Genomic DNA, 25,032 nt, shown 5'->3' on the forward strand with positions numbered 1-25,032 from the left:
GTTGTTTCTTGGGAAGATGACTCTGACCATGTCGAGCACCGTATTTTCGAGACATACGGTACAGACACACCTGTTCCAAGTGAAGGCACGCTTAACACAAATGCTGCGCTAACCGTTCTTGAAGATGGTGTCTTTGAAGGGCGCGTTGTGACCAATGATATTGATGGTGAAGTCACCACGGTTTCTGTCACAACCGGGGCAGAACATGGTGAGCTTGTGCTCGATGCCAGCGGGGCCTTTACCTACAAGCCTTATAATGAATATTCAGGTTCTGACAGCTTCACTGTGAAAATCGAAGACCCGAATGGTGATTATTCACTACAAACGGTGAATGTAACGGTAAGCGCCGTTAATGATGTGCCGATTGCTTATAACCAATGGGTCTTGGGCTATGTCCTGCATGAAAGCACAGAAGATCAAAGCGAGCTGAAATCTGTCTTGCTGGATGACGGCACAACGTTGATGATGTGGGTTCAAGACCGTGGCGGTAGTGAGCTTAAAGATGTCATGGTACAACGTGTAAACGTGCATGGTCAGCCGATTGATCAGGCATATGTTGTTGCTGGTGGTGATCTAACCCAATATCAAATTGATGCAACTGTTCTGAACAATGGCAATGTTGCAATCTCTTACGAAGAGATTGTGGTTACTTCGCCTGCGGATTATTCCATGCAGGTTCAAATCTTTGATCCAAGCAATGGCTCTATTGTGAATAATAGCCCGATCATTGTTCCTTCAACGACAGCAGGTTATCAGACCAAGGTTCAAATTACTGCGCTGGATAATGGCGGGTTTATGACCGCGCACTCTGATCCAAATGGGGTTGATGGTAGTGGCTGGGGCGTATTTGGTCGCTTGTTTGATGCCAATGGCGTGCCACAAACCAATACGATCACGGGTAATACGGACCAATTTATCATTGCCAGCGCACCGACCAATGATGAAGATGATGCGCAACTGGCAACGCTTTCTGATGGACGTGTTGTTGCGGTTTGGACAGAAACAAATGCAGGCTCAACAGACCAAGACACATGGGCACGCATTTTTGGACAAGACGGTACACCAATCGGTTCTGCCTTTGAGGTTTCTCAAGAACATCTCAGCAATGCTTCAGAATCAGCCTGGGAGCTTTATTACCAAGTTGAAGCCACACCTGATGGCGGTTTTGCCGTGGCTTATCAGCATGGTTACCCAACAGGTGAAATCCGTCTGAATGTTTATGAACCAAACCCTGATGATAATAGCGCCTACCAGCTCCGTGATGGTCAACAGATTGTTGTAACAAGCGATACAACGGGCAGCAGCCTTGATCTCGCCGTTGGTGAAGATGGCAGTATCTTCTTAACATGGGCTGCTAATGGGTTTGACGGGCGTGATATCTGGACACGTTATTATGATCCAAACTTAAATCCTGCCATGGGTGTCCTAGAAATCAATGATGTTGATTTTGGTGACCAAGTCCAACCTCATGTGAGCCCGACAGTTGATGGTGGCTTTATGGTCACATGGACAGATCAACATACAGGCCATGTGATGGCTGAAAAGTTCATGTTCGAAAGCCAGTATGTGGGTGAGGATATTGAACGCAACTTCCTGCTGGGCGGGACCGATGCAGATGGTGATGATCTCACCGTTACCATGACAGCTTTGTCAAGCAATGGAACATTCTATCAAACAATTGATGGTTCAACAAAAGGGGATGAAATCACCTCTGTTGGTACGGTTGTGACGAATGATAAAGGTCTGGTTATCTTCGTTCCAAACCAAGATGATGATAGCAGTGGTAGTTTTGCCTATACAGTCAGTGATGGTGTGAACCCACCTGTGGCACAGTCCATCAGCTTTGATATCATGTCGATCAATGATGCGCCTGTAACAGTGCCGTTGGTCATTAATGCAGATGAAGACCAAATTATCACCTTCACACTTGCTGACTTGCTTGATCAGACTAGTGATGTTGATGAAGATAAGCTGAGCATTGAAACCGTTGCAGGTGTCACACTTGAAACCCTTAATAGTACTGACCAGACACTGAGTGATGGTGTCTTAGCCTATAACTCTGGAACGAATACATTTACCTTTACTCCTGAAGCTGAATTTGCAGGCGATCTATCAATTTCCTTTACAGCAACGGATGGTCTTTCTGACCCTGTTGGCGGAACAATTGACCTGTCATACAGTGGGCTCAATGATGCCCCACGCTTTAGCGAGCAAGAGAAAGCATTAAATAGTCATGAGGTAACCGTTACGGGTTCTGGTAACAGTAGTGTTTATCAAACCTCTGTTGTCGTGAATGAAGCCCATCAGGAATATGCCGTCTTCTGGCGTTCATCACAGACTGGTACTCACCATATTTATGGTCGTCGTTATGATGAATTGGGTAACCCAATTGGTGATGAATTTATGGTCAGTACGGTTACTGACCCCCGTGAAAAACGTGCGCCCGAAGGTGTTATACTCAGTGATGGTGATTATTTTGTTACTTGGTATGATTATTCAGGTTCAACTGATCATGATGTGAAGGCACGCAAGGTCTCTATTGACCCGAATGATAATACGCAGGTCGTGTTGGGTACCGACATGATGATTAGTAAAAACCTTGCGGGTGTGTCGAATGACGCAGGTGTGCAAGCAGCACCTGATATTGTTAATATTGGTGATATTAACGGCGATAATAAAGATGAACTTATTATCGTGATGCAGGAACAATCTGCCTTGGTTCCCAATGCGGCAGAATCTGAGTCAATGGCAACGATTATCTCAGAAGATGGTACTGTTGTGGTTGACCTCTTCGCGATGAATACAACGATGGCTAGTTCTCAAAATGCGCCTTCTGTGGCTGCCTTTGCTGATGGGTCTTTTGTTGCAGCATGGCATGCTTGGCAGGATAGTCGTTATGAAGTTTACTATGCGAAATTTGATAAGGACGGCAATACACTTATTGCTGAGACAAACGCGTCTACACTAAGTGGTGGTGCGCAGTATAATTCAGATGTAACAGTGCTTTCAGATGGAAGTTATGTCATTTCATGGCAGGATGATACATTGGATGGCAGCGCCTCGGGCACATATGCCAAAGTTTATAATAATGATGGCTCCGTCCTAAAAGATGCATTCCTCGTAAATACTCATACAGCTGATAGTCAAAATAACCCAACAATGGCTTCTCTTGATGCGGGTGGTTTTATTGTTGTTTGGCAGTCAGGCGGACAAGACAGTTCAACATACGGTATTTATGGTCAACGCTTTGATAATAGCGGAACTGCAGTTGGGGATGAATTCAAGGTCAATGAAGTTGCTGCGGGTAATCAATACCAGCCGAATATTGACACATATTCTGATGGTCGTTTCATTGTCTCATGGAACGAAGATAATATTAACGCTGAAACGCGGACCTTCACTACGAATGGTGTAACGACACCTGTTTCAATCAATGTGGGTGGTCCAGCTGGGGATGTTCAAGCCAGTGATACTGCCCAAACAACCCCATATGGCGCTGAAGTCGTCCATGGTGAAGATGGCGGCTATATGGTTGTTTGGTCTGCGGATGTAAATGGGTATGAAGAAGTCTTTGGGCGTATGTATGACGTCCATGGTAATGAACTTCAGACCGATGCCTTCCAGATTACGTCAAGTGGTCAAGATAGCTCTCAACCCGATATCACGGCAAAAGCCGGTGGTGGTTATGTTGTTGCGTGGAACGAAGCAAGCGATGGTGACTTTGACGTCTTTATGCGTTCCGTTGATCCCGCGCCAACGCCTGTTTTGGGGACTATTTACAATGCGACCACAACAAACAGCAATGATCAGGTTCGCATCGGGATTGAGTCATTAGGTGAAGTCGGCACGGGGAGTGCTGAACTCTTTGCTGTTGTCTGGCAGGAAAACAGTGCGGTTGATGCTTATGCGAAGATTGTGGATATCGATGGTAATGAGGTCGTTGCAGACTTTGCCGTTGGGACACAAAGTAGCAACCAAAGCTGGCCGAGCGTAACAGCACTTAGTGGTGGTAACTTTGCGGTTAGCTGGACAACAAACCATAACGGTACAAACGATCCATATTTTGCCATCTTTGATAAAAATGGCGGCAGTGTCTTAAGTGAAACGCAAGCAAGCACTTCAGCGGGTGGAAACCAGGCCTATACGCAGGTTACTGAGCTGAGCAATGGCAACGTTGTTGTGGCATGGTCAGATGAAACACTGGATGGCAGTGGCCCATGGAGTGCGGCTGCGCGCATCTTTGAGACAGATGGCACGCCTGTCACAGGTGATCTCCAGCTCAATAGCTATACAGCCGATAACCAGTCCTTCCCTGATGTTGTAGGTTTACCTGATGGTGGTTTTGTCGCTGTTTGGTCATCGCTTGTTCAAGACAGTGGCGATACTGCGGGTCAATTTGGCGTCTATGGTCAACGTTATTCAGCTGATGGTACGGCTGTTGGTATTGAATTTCGTGTTCATAACGATACGACGGGCTCACAAGGTGACGTGTCTGTATCTGAAAATGGTCTGGGTCAGTTTGTTGTTTCGTGGTCTGATAGCTCAGGTCATATTGAAACCACGACGCTCGATACACTTGGTGTTGCAACACCTGTTCCTTATGAACAGGGCGTGATTAATGCCACAGAAGATACGCCTTTTGTCCTTAGTGAAGCTTATATGCTGTCCAACTTCTATGATGTGGATGCAGGTGATACGGTATCGTTTGTCAGCGTTGCAGCGGCAAATGGCACATTAACTGACAATACTGATGGCACATGGACCTATACACCTGATGCTCATTACTTTGGTAAAGACATCCTGACGGTAACGGTAACAGACGGTGAGTTGCAATCCACAGGGGATTACACGATTGAGCTTGAGGGGGTAAATGATGCCCCTGATGTGGCTGATCTTGAAATTACCCAGCTTGAAGATAGTGCCATCTACTTTACGTCTCAAGATTTGCTGGATCAGGTTACGGAATACGATGGGGATAATTTCTCAATCTATGATGTTGCCGGCGTAAGTTCAGGTAACCCTGTTACGCTTGAAGGCGGTGTGCTTTCTTATGGTGGGGAAGGCGATTATACCTTCACGCCGAACCCAGATTTTGACGGTAATGTCAGTATTCCATTTGAGATTTATGATGGTAGATCACTTGGTGATGCCAGCATTAATCTGACCTATACACCTGTAAATGATGCACCGAGCGCATTGGGCTCTGGGCTGTCCCATAACGTAATGACCTTTGACGGAAGTGATTATATCAGAACGGGTGTGACATCGCAGGTCAGTGATGCATTTACCATTGATGTGGATTTCACTACGGCAATTGCAGCAGACGGGGCCTATAAATCGATTATTAGTAAGCGCGGTTCGAATAATGCGACGGCTGAATTAAACCTGCAAATCCAGACGAATGGTAATTTGAACCTCCTTATGGGGAATGGTTCCAGTTATGGTGTTAGTCTTAACGGCGGAATTTTAAGCGACAACACGGATTATCATGTCGTGGTTACCTTCGACGGTAATTCGGTTGTTATGTATGTTGATGGGACTATCGTTGGGTCAAGCACCTTTAGTGGAACACCTGTTGCCACGACAAATGCACTTGATGTTGGTTATTATAACAATGGTGCGGCGCAGTACTTTAAAGGTGAGATATCCGATGTTCGTGTTTGGGATAGTGCGATTAGTCCAACTGAATTTGGTAAAGAGCTTACGGGTACTGAAGCTGGCCTGATTACCTATCTGCCACTTGATAGTACTGTAAACGGCACGACAGCGGATTTGGTGAGTGCAAACGGTGATGCGGTACTCGGCGGTGCAGCGCTTAATGATGCACAAGAACCAACGCTTAAGACAATTGGTGATCCTGATACTGTTCTTGCAGACCACGCAACGAACATAATGACGGCCCCGGAAGTTGTGATGATGGGGGATGGTACCTACATTACGCTTTGGGTTGAAAACACAAATGCAAATGATTTATATGCACAAAGGTTCACCCTTGACGGATCGCCCGTTGGGACAAAATTTGCAGTTGCTGCAACTGCATCAGGTGAATCTGCTCACAGCATTACCAAATTGGCTAATGACAATATCGCGGTTAGTTATATTGATACAACGACGAACAAGTTCCAATCAGTAGTCATTGATACGTCTAATAACTCTGTTTCAACGCCAGTTGCTGTATCTTCAGTTGGAAATCCGCATGGTGCTGAACTTACAGCACTATCAGATGGCGGGTTTATCGTAAGTTATGTTGTCCATAACACGAGCTACCCCATTCAAATTCACAAGTTTGATGCCAGCGGGCAATCCGTGTCTGAAGTAACACTTCCAAACACGACTTTCAATTCTGGGAGCAATCTGTATCCTTCAATCGTTGAATTGACGGACGGGGCTGTTGCAGGTCAAAGTCAGATTGCTGTTCTGTATCATGATTCAACTGCCCAGCCGAAAGAAACGGTTGTTCAGATCATCAATGCAGATATGACGTTGGATACAACGACGCCTGCAAATACACCAATTATCTATATGCCGACTGACGGCAGCAAGAACCATGCATACTCTGACCTGATTGCAACGCAGGATGGTGGTTTTGCCGTCGCTTATCAATATGATACAGCTGCAATTCGTGTCATGATTTACAACGATCTGGATAATGGGTTTAGTCCGAAGACAGCTGTCCCGTTAGAATTTACGGCTCAGTCTGCAACGGATATCCAGCTTGCGAGCACAAAAGATGGTACTATTCTTGTCACATGGGCTGAAGGTACTGATATTTATGCACAATATGTCACTGAGCATGGTGAACTTGCGGGTTCAAAAATCAATGTCAATATAGCTTCTACAGGCACACAATCTGCACCGAGCATTGAACCAACTGAAGACAATCAGTTTATGATCACATGGCAAGATGGTAATGATGGTGCAATCAAGGCGCAGCGTCTTGTGGCTGCTATTGAAGATACACCGAAGATATTTGCCCTGGATGGTTATGATCCTGATAATGCAACATTAACAGCGACGCTTACTGACCTGCCAATCAACGGTAAGCTGTTTAATGTTTCTGTTGATGCCAATGGTGAGCCTGTTCATGATGGCAATGGCGATATTGTTGTTGGCACTGAAATTACAGCCGCGGGCACAGTGACAGACAATCACTTGGTTATGTTTGTACCTGATGCTGATTTCGCTGGTACTGATGACTTTAGCTATAGTCTCAGTGATGGCTTAGAGACTTCTACAGCGACATATGCATTTAATGTTTTGGCTGTAAAAGATATTCCTGACCCGGTTGATTACACAGATACAAATGTTGAAGATACCGCTGTGGTCTTTGATTATGAGGACCTTAAGGGCGTATCGGGTGACCCTGATGGGGACGAATGGAGCCTTGATAGCATTGCGAGTTACACACCTGCAGCTATTCAAGCTATGTCTGGTGGTCTGGATCTGGCAAATGGTAATTTGAGTTTTGATGGTACTGAGTTCACCTTCACCCCATACCCTAATTTCATCGGTACGGTTAATCTTGCATTCACGGCAACATCTGGAAGTGATACCTACAATTCCCAAACGGCCTTTACATTTACTGATATCAACGATGCGCCGATTGCGTTTGATGATGGAAATACGTTTGGTGGGGAGGCGCTTGAATTTGCAGTTTCTGGCCCGCGTGAAGTCACTTACTTTGAAATTGATGGTGAAAAATACCTGATCTATGCCCAAGGTGCGACTGGTACAGCTGGTACGCCGAACACGCATATCAATTCACATATCTATAAATGGGATGGGGTAAGCTGGAATAGCGCAGCCCCACATCAAGCCATTGCGACACACCAATCAGCGGGTTCAGAGGTTTTTGAAATCGATGGCGATACCTATGTTTTGATGGTGAACTATGACGCAGCCTATACGTCTGAGTTATATAAATGGAACCCGACAACAGAACTGTTTGTTGCAACTGGTGATGAATTCCCAGCAAGTGGCACTCGTTCAGGGGAACATTTCTCTGTTGATAATAACGGGAGCCTGGAACATTACATCATTATCGGTAATGAAACGGGTGATTCCTTCGTCTACAAATGGGATGGGTCTGCGTTTAGCGTCACGCCACATCAAAGCCTTGGTAGCTTCAGTGTAGGTGATGTTGAAACCTTTAGCATCGGTGCGAAAAGTTACCTGTCTATTACATCGGTTTCAGGTACAAACCGAATTATGGAGTGGGACCCACAAGCGAGCACTTTCTCAACCATCCAGAGCTATGCTGGTAATTCAATATCTAATGCTGAAGTTTTCACCATTGGTAGTGATACCTACTTGGCCTATGCAGATTACTTGGGAGTTTCGGGCATTGCGAAGTGGGACGCTGCCAATGATGAGTTTGATATCACAAACGCTCAAACCTTTACGGCTGTTCCTTCAGCTCTTAACTGGCATCACTTTGTTATGGGTGGTGAGGATTATGCTGTTCTGTCAACCGAAGGCGGAACGGCAGTAATCTATCAGTGGGATACAACCAATTCGACCTTTACTGAGTTCCAGACATTCACAACAGGCACACGTCTTTGGGATTTCGAACATTATGAAATTGATGGTCAGTTCTATCTTGCCTCAGCAGAGCATTTCATTAATAGCACGAATTCTTACGATGCCTCTTCTGAGCATTATGTCTTTGACCCTGAATCTGAAACGTTTGTTAGCGCGACAGAAATCGTTAATGACAACTTGGCATCTGTAGACAATATCTGGGTTGAACCAAAAGTCGTTGGGCTTGAAGGTGGTGAGACCTTCACCATCTGGAAAACTGCTGATGGTGATATTGTTGGTCAGCGTTATGACCATGCAGGCAATGCCCTTACTAACGAAATGGTTCTTGTTAATGAGGCCTCTGCTGTTGCCCAGCCAGAACTCATCGCCCTGAACAACGGCAATATCGTTGTGAATTATAACTTCGGTGGGGGGTATAATGCGCGCATTATTAACCCTGACGATGGCTCAATCATTGACACAGTCAGCTATACAGCTGGTGGCAGCCAATATGTGGGCACACTTTCGCCAACATCTGATGGTGGCTTTGTAGTTGTGCATTCAATGCATAACCCAGGGACATCTGATTATGACATGTTTGTGCGCCGCTATAAGGCAGATGGAACGGATTACGAGAGTTCACCAGGTGTCTCTGTTGGTCAGGTAGAGGTTGACTCAGGGGCTCTGGGTGTCTTTTACGGCGTTGTAACAGAACTGTCAGATGGCAATATTGCGGTTGTGTATCAGGCAACGCTGACTGATGACGAAATTAAAGCGCAAGTTTTTGATGCTAATCTCGCACCATTGGCTTCACCAAATGATCAGCCATTTGTAATTACAGATTCAGCTGATGGGGTTGCGGGTAGCCGACCTGAGATCGTTTCTACAGTTGACGGCGGGTTTGCTGCGGTATTCCAATCTGGAAGTTATGATGTTGAATTCCAGATGGTTGGCAATGCGGCTTCTGGTTATGCCAATATGTTCCCAGACCCGATTAATCTGACTCCATCGACAAACCAGATCACAACACCTGAAATTGCGGTTGCCAAAGATGGCACTATGCTGGCGGTTTGGCAGGAAAATTATCCATCAGTGGGTTGGGAAATGATGGGCCAATATATCACCGAAAAGGGTGAGTTGGCCGGGTCTGCCTTCAAGATTAATTCCAATCAAGATGGCGCCACTGAATATATGGAAGTCACTGCGACTGAGGATAATCAGTTCTATGTCACGTGGCAGGAAGCCAATGCAGATATTATTCAAGGCCAGCGTCTTGTTGCTGTTGTTGAAGATAAGCCAAAAGTCTTCGCCCTTGATGGTTATGATGCCGATGGGGATACGCTAATCGCCGTTGTGACGGACTTGCCTGAAAATGGCACGCTCTATCACATGACATTTGATGTTAATGATGAACCAGTCCAAGGTGCAGCCGTTGTTGTGAATGATACGGTTGTGGGGGGTAACGTTCTTTATGTGCCAAATGCAACGATTTCCGGTTCCGATAAATTTAGCTACACGCTTGATGACGGGAAAACAGAACCTGTTGAAGCAAGCTATGGCTTTGAAATTCTGGCTGTTAACGATGCCCCTGTTGATGCAGGCCATACATTAACAGCAGTCGCCAAAGATACAGCCAATATTGTTATTACCCAAGCTGACCTGCTTACTGCAATTTCCGATGAAGAAGGTGCAAGCCTGACCATTACGAATGTTCAGGTCGTTGGTAGCCATACATTGGAAGACCAAACCGGTGGTGTGTGGCATCTAACACCTGTATCAGGTTTTGATGGTCAGATTGAGATCACCTTTGACGTAAGCGATGGTTTCAACACGACCCAAGGCACAATCGTTCAACCAATCGCAGGTCCACCAACCAATATTACGCTTGAGCAAGTTAGCCTGAACGAGAATGATGCAGGCGCACTTGTGGGGAGTCTCACAGGTGTTGATCCTGATAATACCCAAGAAGAGCTGACGTTTACGACAAATGATGAGCGTTTTGATATTATTGGTGATCAGCTCAGCCTGAAGGATGGTGTCAGTCTTGATCATGAAAACCCACTTAATGGCACGACATATGGGAGTGACAGCGTTGATGTGGTCGTGACAGACCCAGATGGTTTGGCATATACGAAAACCATCAATCTGAGCATTAATGATCTTAATGATGCGCCAGAGGCGTCAAACACTACGTCATCGCTTTACATGTTTGATCGTGAAGTTTCAGCGGATGTGTTTACACCAAGTGCAAATGCAATGGCTGTTGAGGTTACATTCCGTTACATGGGCTCTGCTCCTGCTGGTGAGATGTTGCTGTCAAATGGTACGCTTGGCTCTAACGGTATCACCCTTGCGTTAATGCAGATTGATGGGGTGAACCGTGTTGCATTGGTCATTGAAGGCCAAGGTGCAATGTATCTTGATGAGCCTCTTGTCAGTTATGAATGGACACAGGTGGCTGTCAGCTATGATGGCAGCGACTGGAGCGCCTTCTATAATGGTCAATCTGTCAATCTCGTTGATCCTACAGCGCAGATCGATGCAACAGCTGATCCGACCCCAGCAACGGGTGATCTAACAATTGGTCATGCTATCGATGCGTATTTTGATGAAGTCCGTATCTGGGATGATGCTAGAACACTAAGTGAAATTCAAACCAACCAAAAATCAACCCTTGTGGGGGATGAGACAGGTCTGGCGCGTCTCTATCGCTTTAATGAAAATGAAGGCAGCTTTGTCTTTGATGAAGCCACAGCAGATGGCAGCCAACATGCAACTATCCTTGAAGATGGTGGTGAAAGCTCTTGGCGTGTTGTTGCACCTGAGCGCAGCGGCGGTATTATTGAAGACCAGTTCTACTTCACTAGCGAAGACACAAACCTTGTGTTTGGTTTGGATATTGTCGATCAAGACAGTGATACGCTGAGTGTTACAATCTCTGTAACAGATGGCAGCCTGACTTATACGGATAATACATTCACAACAGCGAGTGTGACGGGCAAGGGGACGGGTACCCTAACCATCACCGGTACACCAAGTGACATTAATACATACCTGTTGGGCGAGAACCTTGCATATGTTGCGGATGCGACACCTGCATCAGCAGGTACGCTGACGGTGACAATGGATGATGGTACGGCAACCGCGGTGACCAAAAACATTCCGTTTGCTGTTGATTATGCGCCATCTGGTGCAGTTACGGGTACAAGTTATGGCGATACGATCCTTGGTTATGACGGGGCGGATACCTTGGTCACAAATGGCTATGGTGCTGATACCCTGATGGGTGAGTATGGCGATGATGTTCTCATTGCAGCTTCTGAAAACAATACCTTGATTGGTGGCGGCGGTAACGATGTTATCAAAATCAACCAACAAGGTGGGGAAGCAGGTGGCCAGCGTATTTATGGTGACGAATATTACGAAACGCCACCACAGGCAAGCTCAAGCGTTATTCCTGCTCAATCTGAACTTGATTACGATGTACTGTCTTATGAAGGCTATAATTACGCACCGGGTATAACCGTAGACTTTGCCGATGGCACGATTATGGGCGGTGTTGGTTATGATTATTTCTATGACATCGATATGGTCAAGGGTACGGCTTACGACGATGTTTATATCGGTGGTGGGGATTATAATGCCTTTGCCGGTATGGATGGGGCCGATACCTATACAGGTTGGGAAGATACGACAAGCGGGGCACGTGGTAGTGATGAGATCCGTTTTGATGTGGAAACAGGCGGTTTAGGCATTACCATTGACCTTGATGGTACATCGGTTGTTGATACCTATGGCAATACCGATACCTTTAGCTCCATTGAACGTGTTCGCGGCTCAGATAATGCCGATACGATCACGGGTTCTGATGGTTCTCATTATGAACGTATCGCCGGTATGGACGGTGCTGATGTTCTTGATGGTGGGGCAGGCTCATATGATGAGCTGTCCTATTCAAAAGACCCGGCGGGTGTAACGGTTAATTTCAACACAGGCACAGCCACAGACGGTTGGGGTAATACAGATACGATCTCCAACTTTGAATATGTTCGTGGTTCCATGTATGTGGATGTGTTCACAGGTTATGATACGGGAAGTACGACTTCATTTAACAAGTTCTATGGTTTGGCAGGTGATGATACCTTTAATGGCCTAAACAGCTATATCAACTATGATGAAGTCTCTTATGAGAAAGACATCTGGTTTGGTGGCTTTAACGGTATCAATGCCACAGCCAATACGGACTCAACGGTTTATACGGTTACAGATGGCTTTGGTGATACCGATACTTTGAATAATATCGACCGTATCCGCGGTACGGGCTTTGACGATACCTTTATTGGTGGTTCAGGCTATGACCGCTTCATGGGTATGGAAGGTGATGATTATTTTGATGGTGGTACATCAACAGATGAAATCCTTTATAGCGAAGAGAATGGTTCATCCGGTATCAAACTTGACCTGTCTAAAGAAACCGCGACCGATACCTATGGCGATACAGATACACTGAAAAACGTTCAGCGTGTACGTGGTAGTAAAAACGACGATACAATAATCGGTAATGATAGTGATAACCGTTTCCGTGCTGATGATGGCAACGATATTCTCGTTGGTAAAGGCGGCGGTGATACGCTTGAAGGTGGCAGTGGTGATGACACGATTTATGGTGATGACTACATCGCACCAACATTGCTGACAGTCACGCCGGATGGGAATAACTCAGATGGCACGACACAAGGCCAAGCTGCCATTTCTTCAAATGGTAGCTATGCTGTCTATGCAACAAGTTCTGCTTATTCACTTGTGGATGGATCAAACCTAGGTTCAGCCGAGCGGGTTTATGTCAAAAACCTTGAAACGGGTGAAATCCAGTATGCCTCTACAGCTCTTGATGGAACGATCAGTTCCGGTCAAAGTGTCTTTGGGGTTTCAAATGATGGACGCTATGTCCTGTTTAATAGTCATTCAGCTGTCCTAAATAGTGCGGAAGATAATGATGGGTTCAAAGATTTGTTTGTCAAAGACATGCAAACGGGCGAAATCCATATTGTGAACTCATCTACGGCAGGCGCTAAGACAACAGGTATTAATGTTGATTATGCTGAGCTTTCGACCGATGGTTCCTCTGCAATCTTTATTGCATCAGATAATAGCTTCCCTGATCATGATGGTACAGCTGCGGGTATTTATCACAAAGACCTCAGTACAGGTACATTGACCAAGATTGCAAGTGATGCAAGCGGTGTTGTCAGCGCTGGCTCAGCCAACCATACATTTGCGGTTTCTGCAGATGGCAATCTGGTTGCTTTTTCCCATATTGCAGGTGGTGGGGCAAGCCAGCCATTGATTTCTGGCCTGTCTAATACTGAATATTATCTCTATCTCAAGAATGTAAGCACGAAAGCGGTTGAGGTTGTCAGCCTTGGGTATGATACACAGCCTCTTACAGGCGCTTCCTTCAGCAATATCTCCATGTCAGATGATGGGCGCTTTATTGTCTTTGGGACAAACAGTGCAAATGTCATCAACGGTGTGAGCGGTAAACAGCTTTATGTACGTGATACTGTAAATGATACGACGACATTGGTGAGTGCAGATGCAAATGGCACTGCCTCAAGTGATGCAACAACCTATTCGTTCATAACGGATATTTCTGATGATGGGCGTTATGTCTTATTTTCATCAGATGCAACGGACCTTGTTGATAATGACACCAATAACGTACAAGATGCCTTTATTAAAGACCTTCAAACAGGCGCGATTACCCGTGTTAATATTGATCAAGATGGTCAAGCCAGCACAAGCGGTACGTCTGTTGCTCAATCCTTAAGTGGTGATGGGCAAACCATTATCTTTAGTTCAAGCTCAAATAACCTGGTCTCTGGTGATGCGGACAATAACTACGATGTCTTTATGATCCAAAACCCATTGGCAGGAAGCACAGGTGGTGCCGATACCCTTGTTGGTCAGATGGGGGCTGATGTTCTTAGCGGTGGTGAAGGTGGCGATATCTTTGCCTATGAAAGTGCTACAGATAGTTATTACAACACCACAAACGATCAGGTCTGGGATACCATCAAGGACTTTAATGCAGCTGAGGGCGATACGATTTCCTTTAGCTCTATGACAGGTACAGGGTACTTGGCAGAAAGCTTTGGTAACTACCCAGATATTGATACGGCAATTTCTGCAATTAATCTTGATAGTGATTATGCGAGCCGCACGGCCTTCTTCACCATTTCAAACACAGATGGTTATATCTATGTACGCGGTGGCAACTATGATGGCACTTTGATCAAGCTTGAAGGGGTGACAACACCGCCTGAGCTTTCAAGCCTGACAGGCATGGTTGAATATAACGCTCCACCAACTGTTGAGGGTGTGGTGGCTGAAATGGCCTCCGTCGTGTTTGATGGTGTGGATGATTATGTCAATGTGGGTCGCGGGGCCGATGCAACACTTGCGATTGATGCTGATCTGACGGTTGAAACATGGATCAAACCGGACAATTTAGATAGCATTCAGGCTGTTCTTGGTATGATGGGCGATACGAGCTCTGAGCTAAGTGCAGACAATGGGCTTTATCTGGTTGAGATCGAAGCCACAACAGGTGATATCATTTATTCACACGAATATGATGCGGGTAAAAATGTCATCATCACCTTTGATGCGAATTTAACTGTTGATGAATGGGCACATATTGCGCTGGTGCGTGATACTGATAACGGTGTCGTCAAACTTTATAAAAACGGGACTGAGGTCTCCGCAGTTTCAGGTGAAATTGACGATGTGAGCTCAAGCTCACCATTCAATACATTTGATCCACAGTCACAAGCACCAAGTGGTGGCGGTAATGCTGAGCTGATTGTTGGGGCGGTTGACCCAGTGAACCCGCTGAATTTCTTTAGCGGTGAGATGACTGAAGCGCGTATTTGGTCTGACATTCGCACAGAAACTGAAATTCAGACCTATATGAGCAAACAGCCAATTCCCGCAACGGATATCACGCTTGAAGGATACTGGAACTTCGCTTCGGCTGGACATGACGATAAGGAATATGTTGAAGACCTCTCTGATAACAATAATCATATCAGAAGCTTTGATAGTCTGTCCTTTAGCGGGGATGATGTTGCAGTTAGTTCTAGTACATCCAGCTTTGGCACGCACTCTCTATCAGGTTGGATGAAATCAACAACATCAAGTACTTTCTTCTCAGCAAATAGTGCAGAAGGTCACAAAATCAACTTCTCAACCGAACCTGTTGGTGGCAATCTCGTTCTTGAGATTGTTGGTGAGGGTGGTATCTATAAACATTACAAGGTTAATGGTTATGATATGCTCGACGGAAGTTGGCATAATGTTGGCTATTCCTTTGATGTCACAAATGGTATCCAGATTTACATTGATGGTTCAGTCGTACCTGCAGGATCCATCACAAAACTGCACGATGGTGCAATTACATCCTTTAACCCAACTGCAACACTGACATTTGGTGAAGACTATAGCGGCGCGAATTCATTTGTCGGAGACTTGGCAGATTTTGCAATTTTCTCTGGTGAGTTAACAGTAACTGACTTCACAAATGTCTATAATAATGGGGTTTGGAATGGCTCCAGTAATAATGTAATGGGCTACTGGAATTTTGACGATGGCGCTGGTAGCACTGTTTCCAACAGCAATTATTCTTCCTCATTTGGTGACCTGACAATCACAGGCACGCCAACATGGTCTAGCCCAACACCAAATCTGAATGATTATCCGCATCAGGCTCTCAGCCTTGATGGGACGGCCTCTATTGCATTGGGTGATCAGACCATTAGTGCAGGGGAGTTCTCAGCCTCAATCTGGTTGACTGTGGATGCTGCATCCGGTCAGGAATTGTTAAACCTTGGTGCTGGTGCGCTTGTTGTTACGCTTAATGCCAATGAGGAATTGGTCGTTAGTGTTAATAACGGTGCTTTCTCCACCACAATTTCCAATGGGTACGATATTGGCGAGTGGGAAAATATCTCGCTTACTTATGACGGCTCTGAACTGACGGTCTATACAGGCTATGACAATGTCACAACCGTTCAAGGTAACTTTGATCTGACAGGCACGCATAGTGCGGTGCTTGGTAATAACGTCAATGCCCATATCGGGGAGGTTCAGTTGTGGAATACAGCTATGACCCAAACCGATATTGAAAAAGCACGCGAAGGCGGCCTTGATGGTACAGAGGCGAACCTGCTGGGCTACTGGCGTATGATTGATGACCCAACTGGTACGGTTATTACTGATACGACTGCAAATAATGCAGATATCACCTTGCCAAGTGGTGCTGAGTTTGTGCCGCCACTTCCTGTGGTCCTTCAACAGGGCACATCTATTAATGTTCAAGAAGATGAAGGCCATCATGGTATTATCAGCTTCTCTGACCCTAATGTCGGAACGCTGGATACTGGCGTAACGCTGGAGCTTCATCTGCAAGCCTCTAACGGTGACGTTGATATTCAGCCTGATGGCACATATGTCTATCACCCAGATGTCAATTTTGTGGGGTCTGACAGTTTCCAAGTTGTTGCGGTGGATAGTAATGATAACTACTCAACACCATTCTCAATTTCAGTAACGGTCACTGAGAATAATGACCGTCCTGTTGCGGTTGATGATCAACTCTCTGCCTTTGAGAATAATGAGATTACCATTACGCTTGCTGATCTTGTTACTAACGATACGGACCAAGATGGAGATACACTTGATGTAACAGGCATCTTTGGAGCTTCAAATGGTAATATCGTTGATAACGGTAATGACACTTGGACTTATACGCCAAATACTAACTTCACAGGTAACGATACACTTAGTTACAGCCTGAGTGATGGCAGCGGTGGGAGTTCAACGGGTCAGTTGACGATCAACGTGAACCCATTGAATGAGGAAATCGTCAATACTGTTTTAACAAGTGGGCAAGATTATTCACATGTTGCTTCCTTAACAGATGGCGGCTGGGTTGTTGTATGGCGCGATACCTCACCGGGTAGCTCCTATAACATTCGCTCACAACGTTATAATGCTGATGGTTCAACATTTGGCTCTGAAACGATTGTTAATACGACAACAGGCGATTTCCATTATGAACCAAGTGTCGCAGGCTTGGCTGATGGCGGCTATGTTGTCGCATGGGGCAATGGTTCTGGTGGTTCTGCCGGAACATTCTTCAAACGCTATAATATTGACGGCACACTTCACACAGATGAAACTCAGGTGAATGAAGCTACGATCAACTATCCGGGTGAGCCGGAAGTCAGCGCGCTGGATAACGGCGGCTTTGCCATTACATATCGTCTTGAACTTAGTGGTGTGGCAAATACGGATTATTCCGATGTCTTCTTTAAAACCTATGATGTGAATTCAGATGTTGTTGTTTCTGAAACGGTTGTAAACACAGGCAGCTACACACAACATCAACACCATCAAGATGTTGCTGTTGCAACAGATGGAAGCATCATGGTCGTCTGGAGAGATTCAGATGCTGGTTCCGTAAGAGGCGTTTATGGTCGCCGTTATGACCCTGATACAGGCACTTGGGGGTCTGATTTTGTTATCAGTAACTCAACACAGCTTGAAGATTATCCGTCCATTTCGGCCTTGCAGAATGGCAATATGGTTGTCACATGGTATGGCAATGATTCTAACGGCTATGGTGTTTATGCCAAGATCGTTAATAGCCATGGTGTGGAGCAAGTTGCCCAGTTTGCGGTTAATACATACGAAACAGGCACGCAATTCCTGCCGCAGGTTGCAACACTTAACAATGGTAATTTCATTATCATTTGGGAAGGCCAAAACGATGATGCTTCTTCTGCCTCACAACGTGGCATTTGGGGTCAGCTCTATACAGAGGCAGGCGTTGCCATTGGCGGTGAGATCCTGATTAACGAGCTTGTTTCCGCAGCTCAGCAGCGTCCAAACGTTGCTGCCATGCAGGATGGTGGTTTTGTTGTAACCTGGGAAACACAGGAAAGTGGCAATAGTGATATTGTCCACAAACGCTTTAATCCAGATGGTTCGACCTATGATGGTAGCCAAATTGTTGACAGTGGAAATAATCTCATCATGGGTAGTGATATTGATGAGAGCATTTCAGGAACCACAGGTAGCGATACGATCCTTGGTCTTGATGGTAATGATACGATCAATGGCGGTGATGAGAGTGATTATCTATCAGGTGGCACTGGTGATGATACCTTGAATGGGGGTGCTGGCGCAGATGTACTGGATACGGGTAGCGTTGATAACGATATCGATTGGATCGTTTATACTTCTGCTTCTGACTCTCCATCAACTGCACCCGATACCATCTTGAATTTTGATAGTACTGATAATATCAAATTCAATGGTATGCATGGTGTTGCTTATGAAGAGATCACGGTCACGAATGAAACGGCCTTCTTTGCCTTAACACTTGATGCAGACACCCTTTATAGGGTGACGACTTCAGAGGCCGGGGCAAAAGACTTTATCTATGTGAATGGGACGGGTGCTTCAGGTAGTGTCTCTTATGATGATACAAAAGTTTACTTTGAGGCTTCCCAACAGCTCCCCAATAAAGATCATATCTTTGCGGGGGATTACCCAATCCATTATATCGTTGATATGGCTGGTACGGATAACCTGACAACATCTGCTGTTGAAGTGACATCTGCTGCTGGAAATCTGTTTGACCTTACACTCACAGCCGCAAGCAATGAAATTGTCATTACAGCGGTCGATGCCAATACATTTGATGGCTTCTCTGTCGGTGATAGCCTCACTGTTTTGAATATTTCTTCAGAAGCTGATGGTTATGGTAGCGTAACGGCTGTTTCCGGGAACCAGATGACAATTCAGGTCAATGGCGATATTACCGGTGATGATAGCCTTTCAGGGATTGCTAACATAACGGTTGGGCAGACTATTGGTGAGCATTTCGTCGGGTTGGAAGGTAATGACACCATTTATACGGGGTATGGTTTCGATACGGTTCATATGTCAATTGGTCATGATGTGATCCAGCATACCCAAGGTAATGAAGGTGGTGTTGATTGGGAAAATAATCCAATCGATAATGTTACAACCTTGCTTCTAGATACTGAGGAAGGACTATCTGGCTTTACCATTATTGATGGGGCTTATTCTGGTAATGACTTTGTGGTGACAATCAGTGATGGAACTGACATTTACACAACCACGCTGGAAGATGCGGCAACCTATGAAGAAAGTTATGAGCTAACGATTAAAGATGGTACGCAAAGCTCAGTCTATATAGTCTCAAATAGTTATGTTCATCTTCAGCCCGAAAATTATTCATATGGTTTGTTTATCGTTGATGGCAGTACTGGCACGGATAATGAAGATTTTTATATCGGTAAATCAGGCCAGAACCTTGATGGGGGGGCGGGCTATGATATGTTTATCGTTCAGGCAGGCGTGTCTAGCATCAATGGTGGTAATGCGATTGATGGTGATGAAATCTCCTTTGTCGGCCAATCAGCAAGCATAACGGTTGATTTAGGCGCTGGTACGGGTACGCATCAAAATGCTGCCGGCTTTACGGTTACGAACGTGGCAAATGTGACGGGTAGTTTCCATAATGATGTTATTACAGGCGATGGCTCTGCCAACTATCTGTGGGGCCATGGCGGCGATGACGTGATTTCCGGTGGCGCAGGTGCTGATAATATTGAAGGTGGCACAGGTGCAGATACCCTAACAGGTGGCGCAGACACCGATACCTTTGAGTTCTTTGGCTCAAGTGATAGTAATACGACCAATTACGATACAATTACCGACTTTGTGCAAGGTACAGATAAAATTTCACTATCTGGTAGCCAAACCATGAATGTCTTTGGGGAGTATGAGGGCTATACAACGGATATATCCACCACTATTGGCCTGATTGAAGGCGATAGTAAAATTGATCCGGGGCAGCTGCTTTGGTTTAGCGATAACACAAACACCTATGTGTATGTGAAGCAGGATAGTTCGGATAATTCGGGTCTATTTATCGTCCTTGCGAACTTTACAGACCCACTAGAATACTCTGATTTCTATGCGGGTTCTAACCTGAATGTTGATGCTTTAGCTGATTATTACCTCAGTGCGGTTGATCAACCGATTGTCTTTACCAAATCGTCTCTGTTTACCAATGATAAGAATGCTACGGATGTACATTCTATCAATGGTATGACATTGGCTCAGATTGAGAGTAATGGCTTGAATGTTACAGGTGGGACGCTGAGCTATTCAGACGGCACCTTCACCTTTACACCGACATCAAGTTTTGAAGGCAAGGTTGATCTCTCCGTAGTTGTTGAAGATGCGTCAAACAATCAGGACACATCTGCACTTACTCTTGAATATGACTCCTCAGCCCCACTTAACGGGACTGCAGGTGTGGATACGCTAAATGGTTCGTCTTCAGATGATGTGATTTATGGCATGGAAATGGGAGATACCATTTACGGTCATGATGGCGATGACAGTCTTTATGGTGGCACTGGAGATGATTCTATTTACGGTGGGGCAGGCGATGACTGGATCCGCGGTAATGAGGATAATGATTATATCGATGGTGGCTCTGGCGATGACATGGTCAGCTACTTTGATGCAACGGCCCTTGTGAATGTTAATCTCGCCACAGGTTCAGTAACAGGTGGTGCTGGCCTAGATACATTGGTCAATATTGAAGATGTTTCGGGTTCCATGTATGACGATGTGATTACTGGTAATGGGTCAAGCAACTTCTTCCTTGGTTTTGATGGGGCTGATACATTCCATGGTGGCGATGGTCATGACTATGTTGCTTATAACTATGATGAGCAGGCTGGTGCGACACAAGGAAACGGCATTACAGCCAATATGTCGCTTAATACCGTGATCGATTCATGGGGGAATACCGATAGTATCAATAATATCGATGCCATTCGCGGTACAATGAATGCAGATAGCTTTACAGCGGGTGATAGCTCACTTAGCTTTGAGCAATTCCAAGGTCTTGGAGGTAATGACGTCTTTATTGGTAATGGCAGTAATTTCCTTGAAATCGATTACTCCCGTGACAGTGCCTATGGCGCGACCCAAGGCATTACGGTGACGCAAACAAGCTTTACAGCCTCAACTGTTTCTTACACGGTTGTGGATGGCTTTGGCGATACAGATACTCTTACAGACGTTCATCGCATTAAAGCTACAGAGTTTAACGATACCTTTAACGGTGGTGACGGGCGCGATCGTTTCCGTGACATGGGTGGTGATGACTATTTCGATGGCGCTGGTGGCACCAAAGATGAGATCGATTACTCATATTTGAATACAACATCGGGTGTTTCTGTTGATCTGTCGGTTTCAACCGCGCAGACCATCTCTGCTGATGCTGGTGTGGATACCTTGATCGGTGTGGAACGTGCCAAGGGTACGAACTATAGCGATATCTTGATTGGTAACGCTGATGGCAACTTCCTGACAGGTGGCGGCGGTGCCGACATGATGACAGGTGGTTCTGGGGCTGATTTTTTCTATTACTCATCTTCAGATGACAGCACGTTATCAGGTGAGGTTGATACTATTACCGACTTCACGCCAGGCAGTGACATCCTTTACATGGATAATGCAGGGCATCTGAGCTTCCATGGTGATCTTGGTGACCTATCAAGTGCGGGTTCACTTAGTGATATGGTCGACTTTATCCTCAATGGCTCAATAGTTGGCTGGGGTAAATTGGTCACATTTAACGATGGCACTGATACCTATGTAATCACTAAGGTGCTTAGTGGTGATGATAAATACTCAGACTTTATGGTTAAACTGTCCGGTATCAAGACCTTGACGGGTTCTGATTTTAGTTTGATCGGTGATGGTTCTGCACCAAGTATCAATTTGGTACTAGGTGATGGTGCTGATAACGACCTGTATGGTGGTGATACTCAGGATAATATGTTTGGTTATGCTGGTTCTGACGCCTTTACGGGTAACGGCGGGGATGATGTGCTTGTGGGTAGTGACGGTGCTGATATGGCCCAATATGCGGGTAAATCTAGCGAATATGTCATCAGTCAAATCGGTGGTGTTGTCCAGGTTGAGGCAGGATACAATTCCTCTAGCTCTTCTGAAGGGCTTGATACACTGGTGGGGATTGAGCAAATCGCCTTTAATGCCGATGGTATTCAGGTAGAGCAAACAACAATCGGTGTGACACTGGGCAGCGATGTTCTTGTCAATCAGGAAACAGCATATGATGAGCGTGTGGCAGATGTTGCTGCGCTTAAGTATGGTGGCTATGTTGTTACTTATGAAAGTCAGGATGCAAGCAGTCAGGATGTGGTTTATTACCGCGTCTTTGACGAAGAGGGCAATGGTTCTGCTGAAATAAACTTCAGCCAGTTCCCGGGCACAGGCATTAACGGTACACCGCGCATTACTGGCCTTGATGATGGCGGGTTTGTCATTACTTGGACGCTTGGTTCCGCAGGGTCCACAGGTGTGTATGCACGGGTGTTAAATGCTGATGGAACAGCCAATACGGCTTATAACAACGGCAATACATTTACCGTAAATGATGCTGCTGGTGAGCAGGATAATGCAAGTGTTGCAGCGCTGTCTGGTGGGGGCTTCATTGTCACTTATGCAGATGGTAATAATATCAAGTCGGCACGTTATGGTGCAGATGAAACAGCAACACATCAAGATATTGCTGTGACAGGTCTTGTAAATGAAGGCCCTGAAGTCGTGGGCTTGGACAATGGCGGTTGGGCGGTTCTGTTCCAGCAAAATGATACAACAAATGCCCATGTCAGATTAGCTATCTATGATGCATCTGGCACTCAAACCTCTTGGTTATGGCTGACAACTAATCCAGATTCACCGCAAGATGCCTTCTCGCGCGACCTAACGGTTCTTGAAAATGGTAATATCCTTGCTGTTTGGTCTGAGGATGTAACGAGTGATGGCCTTGCTGATGCGGTTGCAACAATCTACAGCCCAGCAGGGTCTATTGTTGTTGCTCCATTTGCACTTAATCAATGGGACCTCTATCCAGAAACACGTGTTAGTACTACAGCACTGAGCGACGGAAACTTCGTTGCAATCTGGCAGTCAACCGCACAAGATAGCGATCAAGGCGCGATTGTTGGTCGCATCTTTGATGCAACAGGTACACCACAAACCGATGCCTTCTTGGTTAATCAGGAAGTAGCGGGTGATCAGGTGAGCCCACGTGTTGATGCAACACCAGACGGCTTTGTCGTGACGTGGACGGGTGAAGATGCCACAGGTACAGGCGTATATAGCCAACGCTTCAATAATGATGGTTCACAAGCCGATGGCCTGACCCTTACAGGTACGGAAGGTGATGATTACATTGTTGGCGGTATGGGTGAGCAGGTATTCATTTATGATACGGGTGATGACACACTTGTTGGCGGCGATGGCTTGGATACAATCAGCTATATTCCATATGCAGGGGGCAATAGCCTTAATGCTGATTTATCAGCAGGCACCATCAACTTATCTGGCGAAACTGATTATGTAACCGGTATTGAAAATGTCTATGGGACCGATAATGACGATACGCTAACAGGCGATGCCAATGATAATATCTTAGCGGGTCGTGACGGTGATGATGTGATCAATGCAGGCGATGGCAATGATACGATCTTTACAAGTGATGGTCTTGATACGGTCAATGCCGGTAGTGGTGATGATACGATTGTTGCTGGTTCCGGTAATGATGATTTCGTCGGGGGTACTGGAAGTGACTGGATCGAATATGGTCATGATGCAACAGAAGGGATTAGCCTTGATTTGAACGTTGTTTCAGCCCAATACATCAGTTTGGATCACGATAACGATAGTCTTGATGAAATCGAGAATGTGATCGGTACAAACTACGCCGATGAAATCCAAGGTGATTTTGCCAACAACACCATTGTTGGTGATGGCGGTGCCGATACGATTTCAGGTGCAAATGGCGATGATTATCTTGTCGGTGGTAGCGATGATGATGAACTGATTGGTGGAGAAGGCGATGATGTTCTTGCCGGTGGTTCTGGTGATGACATGTTTATCTATAACTCAACCTCAGAAATTACTGGGTTTACTGATACCATTCTCGATTTTGAAGGCGGTATCTCCAATGGTGATGAGTTTGTCTTTGATGCATCAATGCTTGGCATGGGTTCTGGTGGCTTTAGTAACCTTCTAAGCTCAATGGATCCTTCAGAAGTTCGTTTTGAAACAGGGCTCGTTGGAACAGATGATGCCGCCGTTGATGCTGGTACATTTGGTACAGATGGCACAGCAAGTGTGATCTTTATGCAAGGTGATGAGAACAATAACTCAGAACTCTATATTGATACCAACGGTACGGCGGCTGGCGGTATTCAAAAAGTCGCTGAGATGGACGGTTATACAACGGTTGAAGATACGGACATTCGTATCGTTAATCATGATATACCACTTGGTTAAAACATGAAAAAGGGCTGCAAGTTATAA

At 45.6% G+C, this 25,032-nt stretch carries 1 protein-coding gene (only partly in view); it reads left to right on the forward strand.

Annotated features, from left to right (window positions below; genetic code table 11):
- Window positions 1–25,005: the 3' portion of a tandem-95 repeat protein gene (locus MTBPR1_RS17915; RefSeq protein WP_069185580.1), read on the forward strand. It extends 19,119 nt beyond the left edge of the window; only the last 25,005 of its 44,124 coding nucleotides appear in the window; the start codon falls outside the window, past its left edge; it ends in the stop codon at window positions 25,003–25,005.
- The last annotated feature ends 27 nt before the right edge of the window (window positions 25,006–25,032 follow it).

Origin of the sequence: Candidatus Terasakiella magnetica (assembly GCF_900093605.1) — a bacterium.
GTDB classification, from domain to species: domain Bacteria; phylum Pseudomonadota; class Alphaproteobacteria; order Rhodospirillales; family Terasakiellaceae; genus Terasakiella; species Terasakiella magnetica.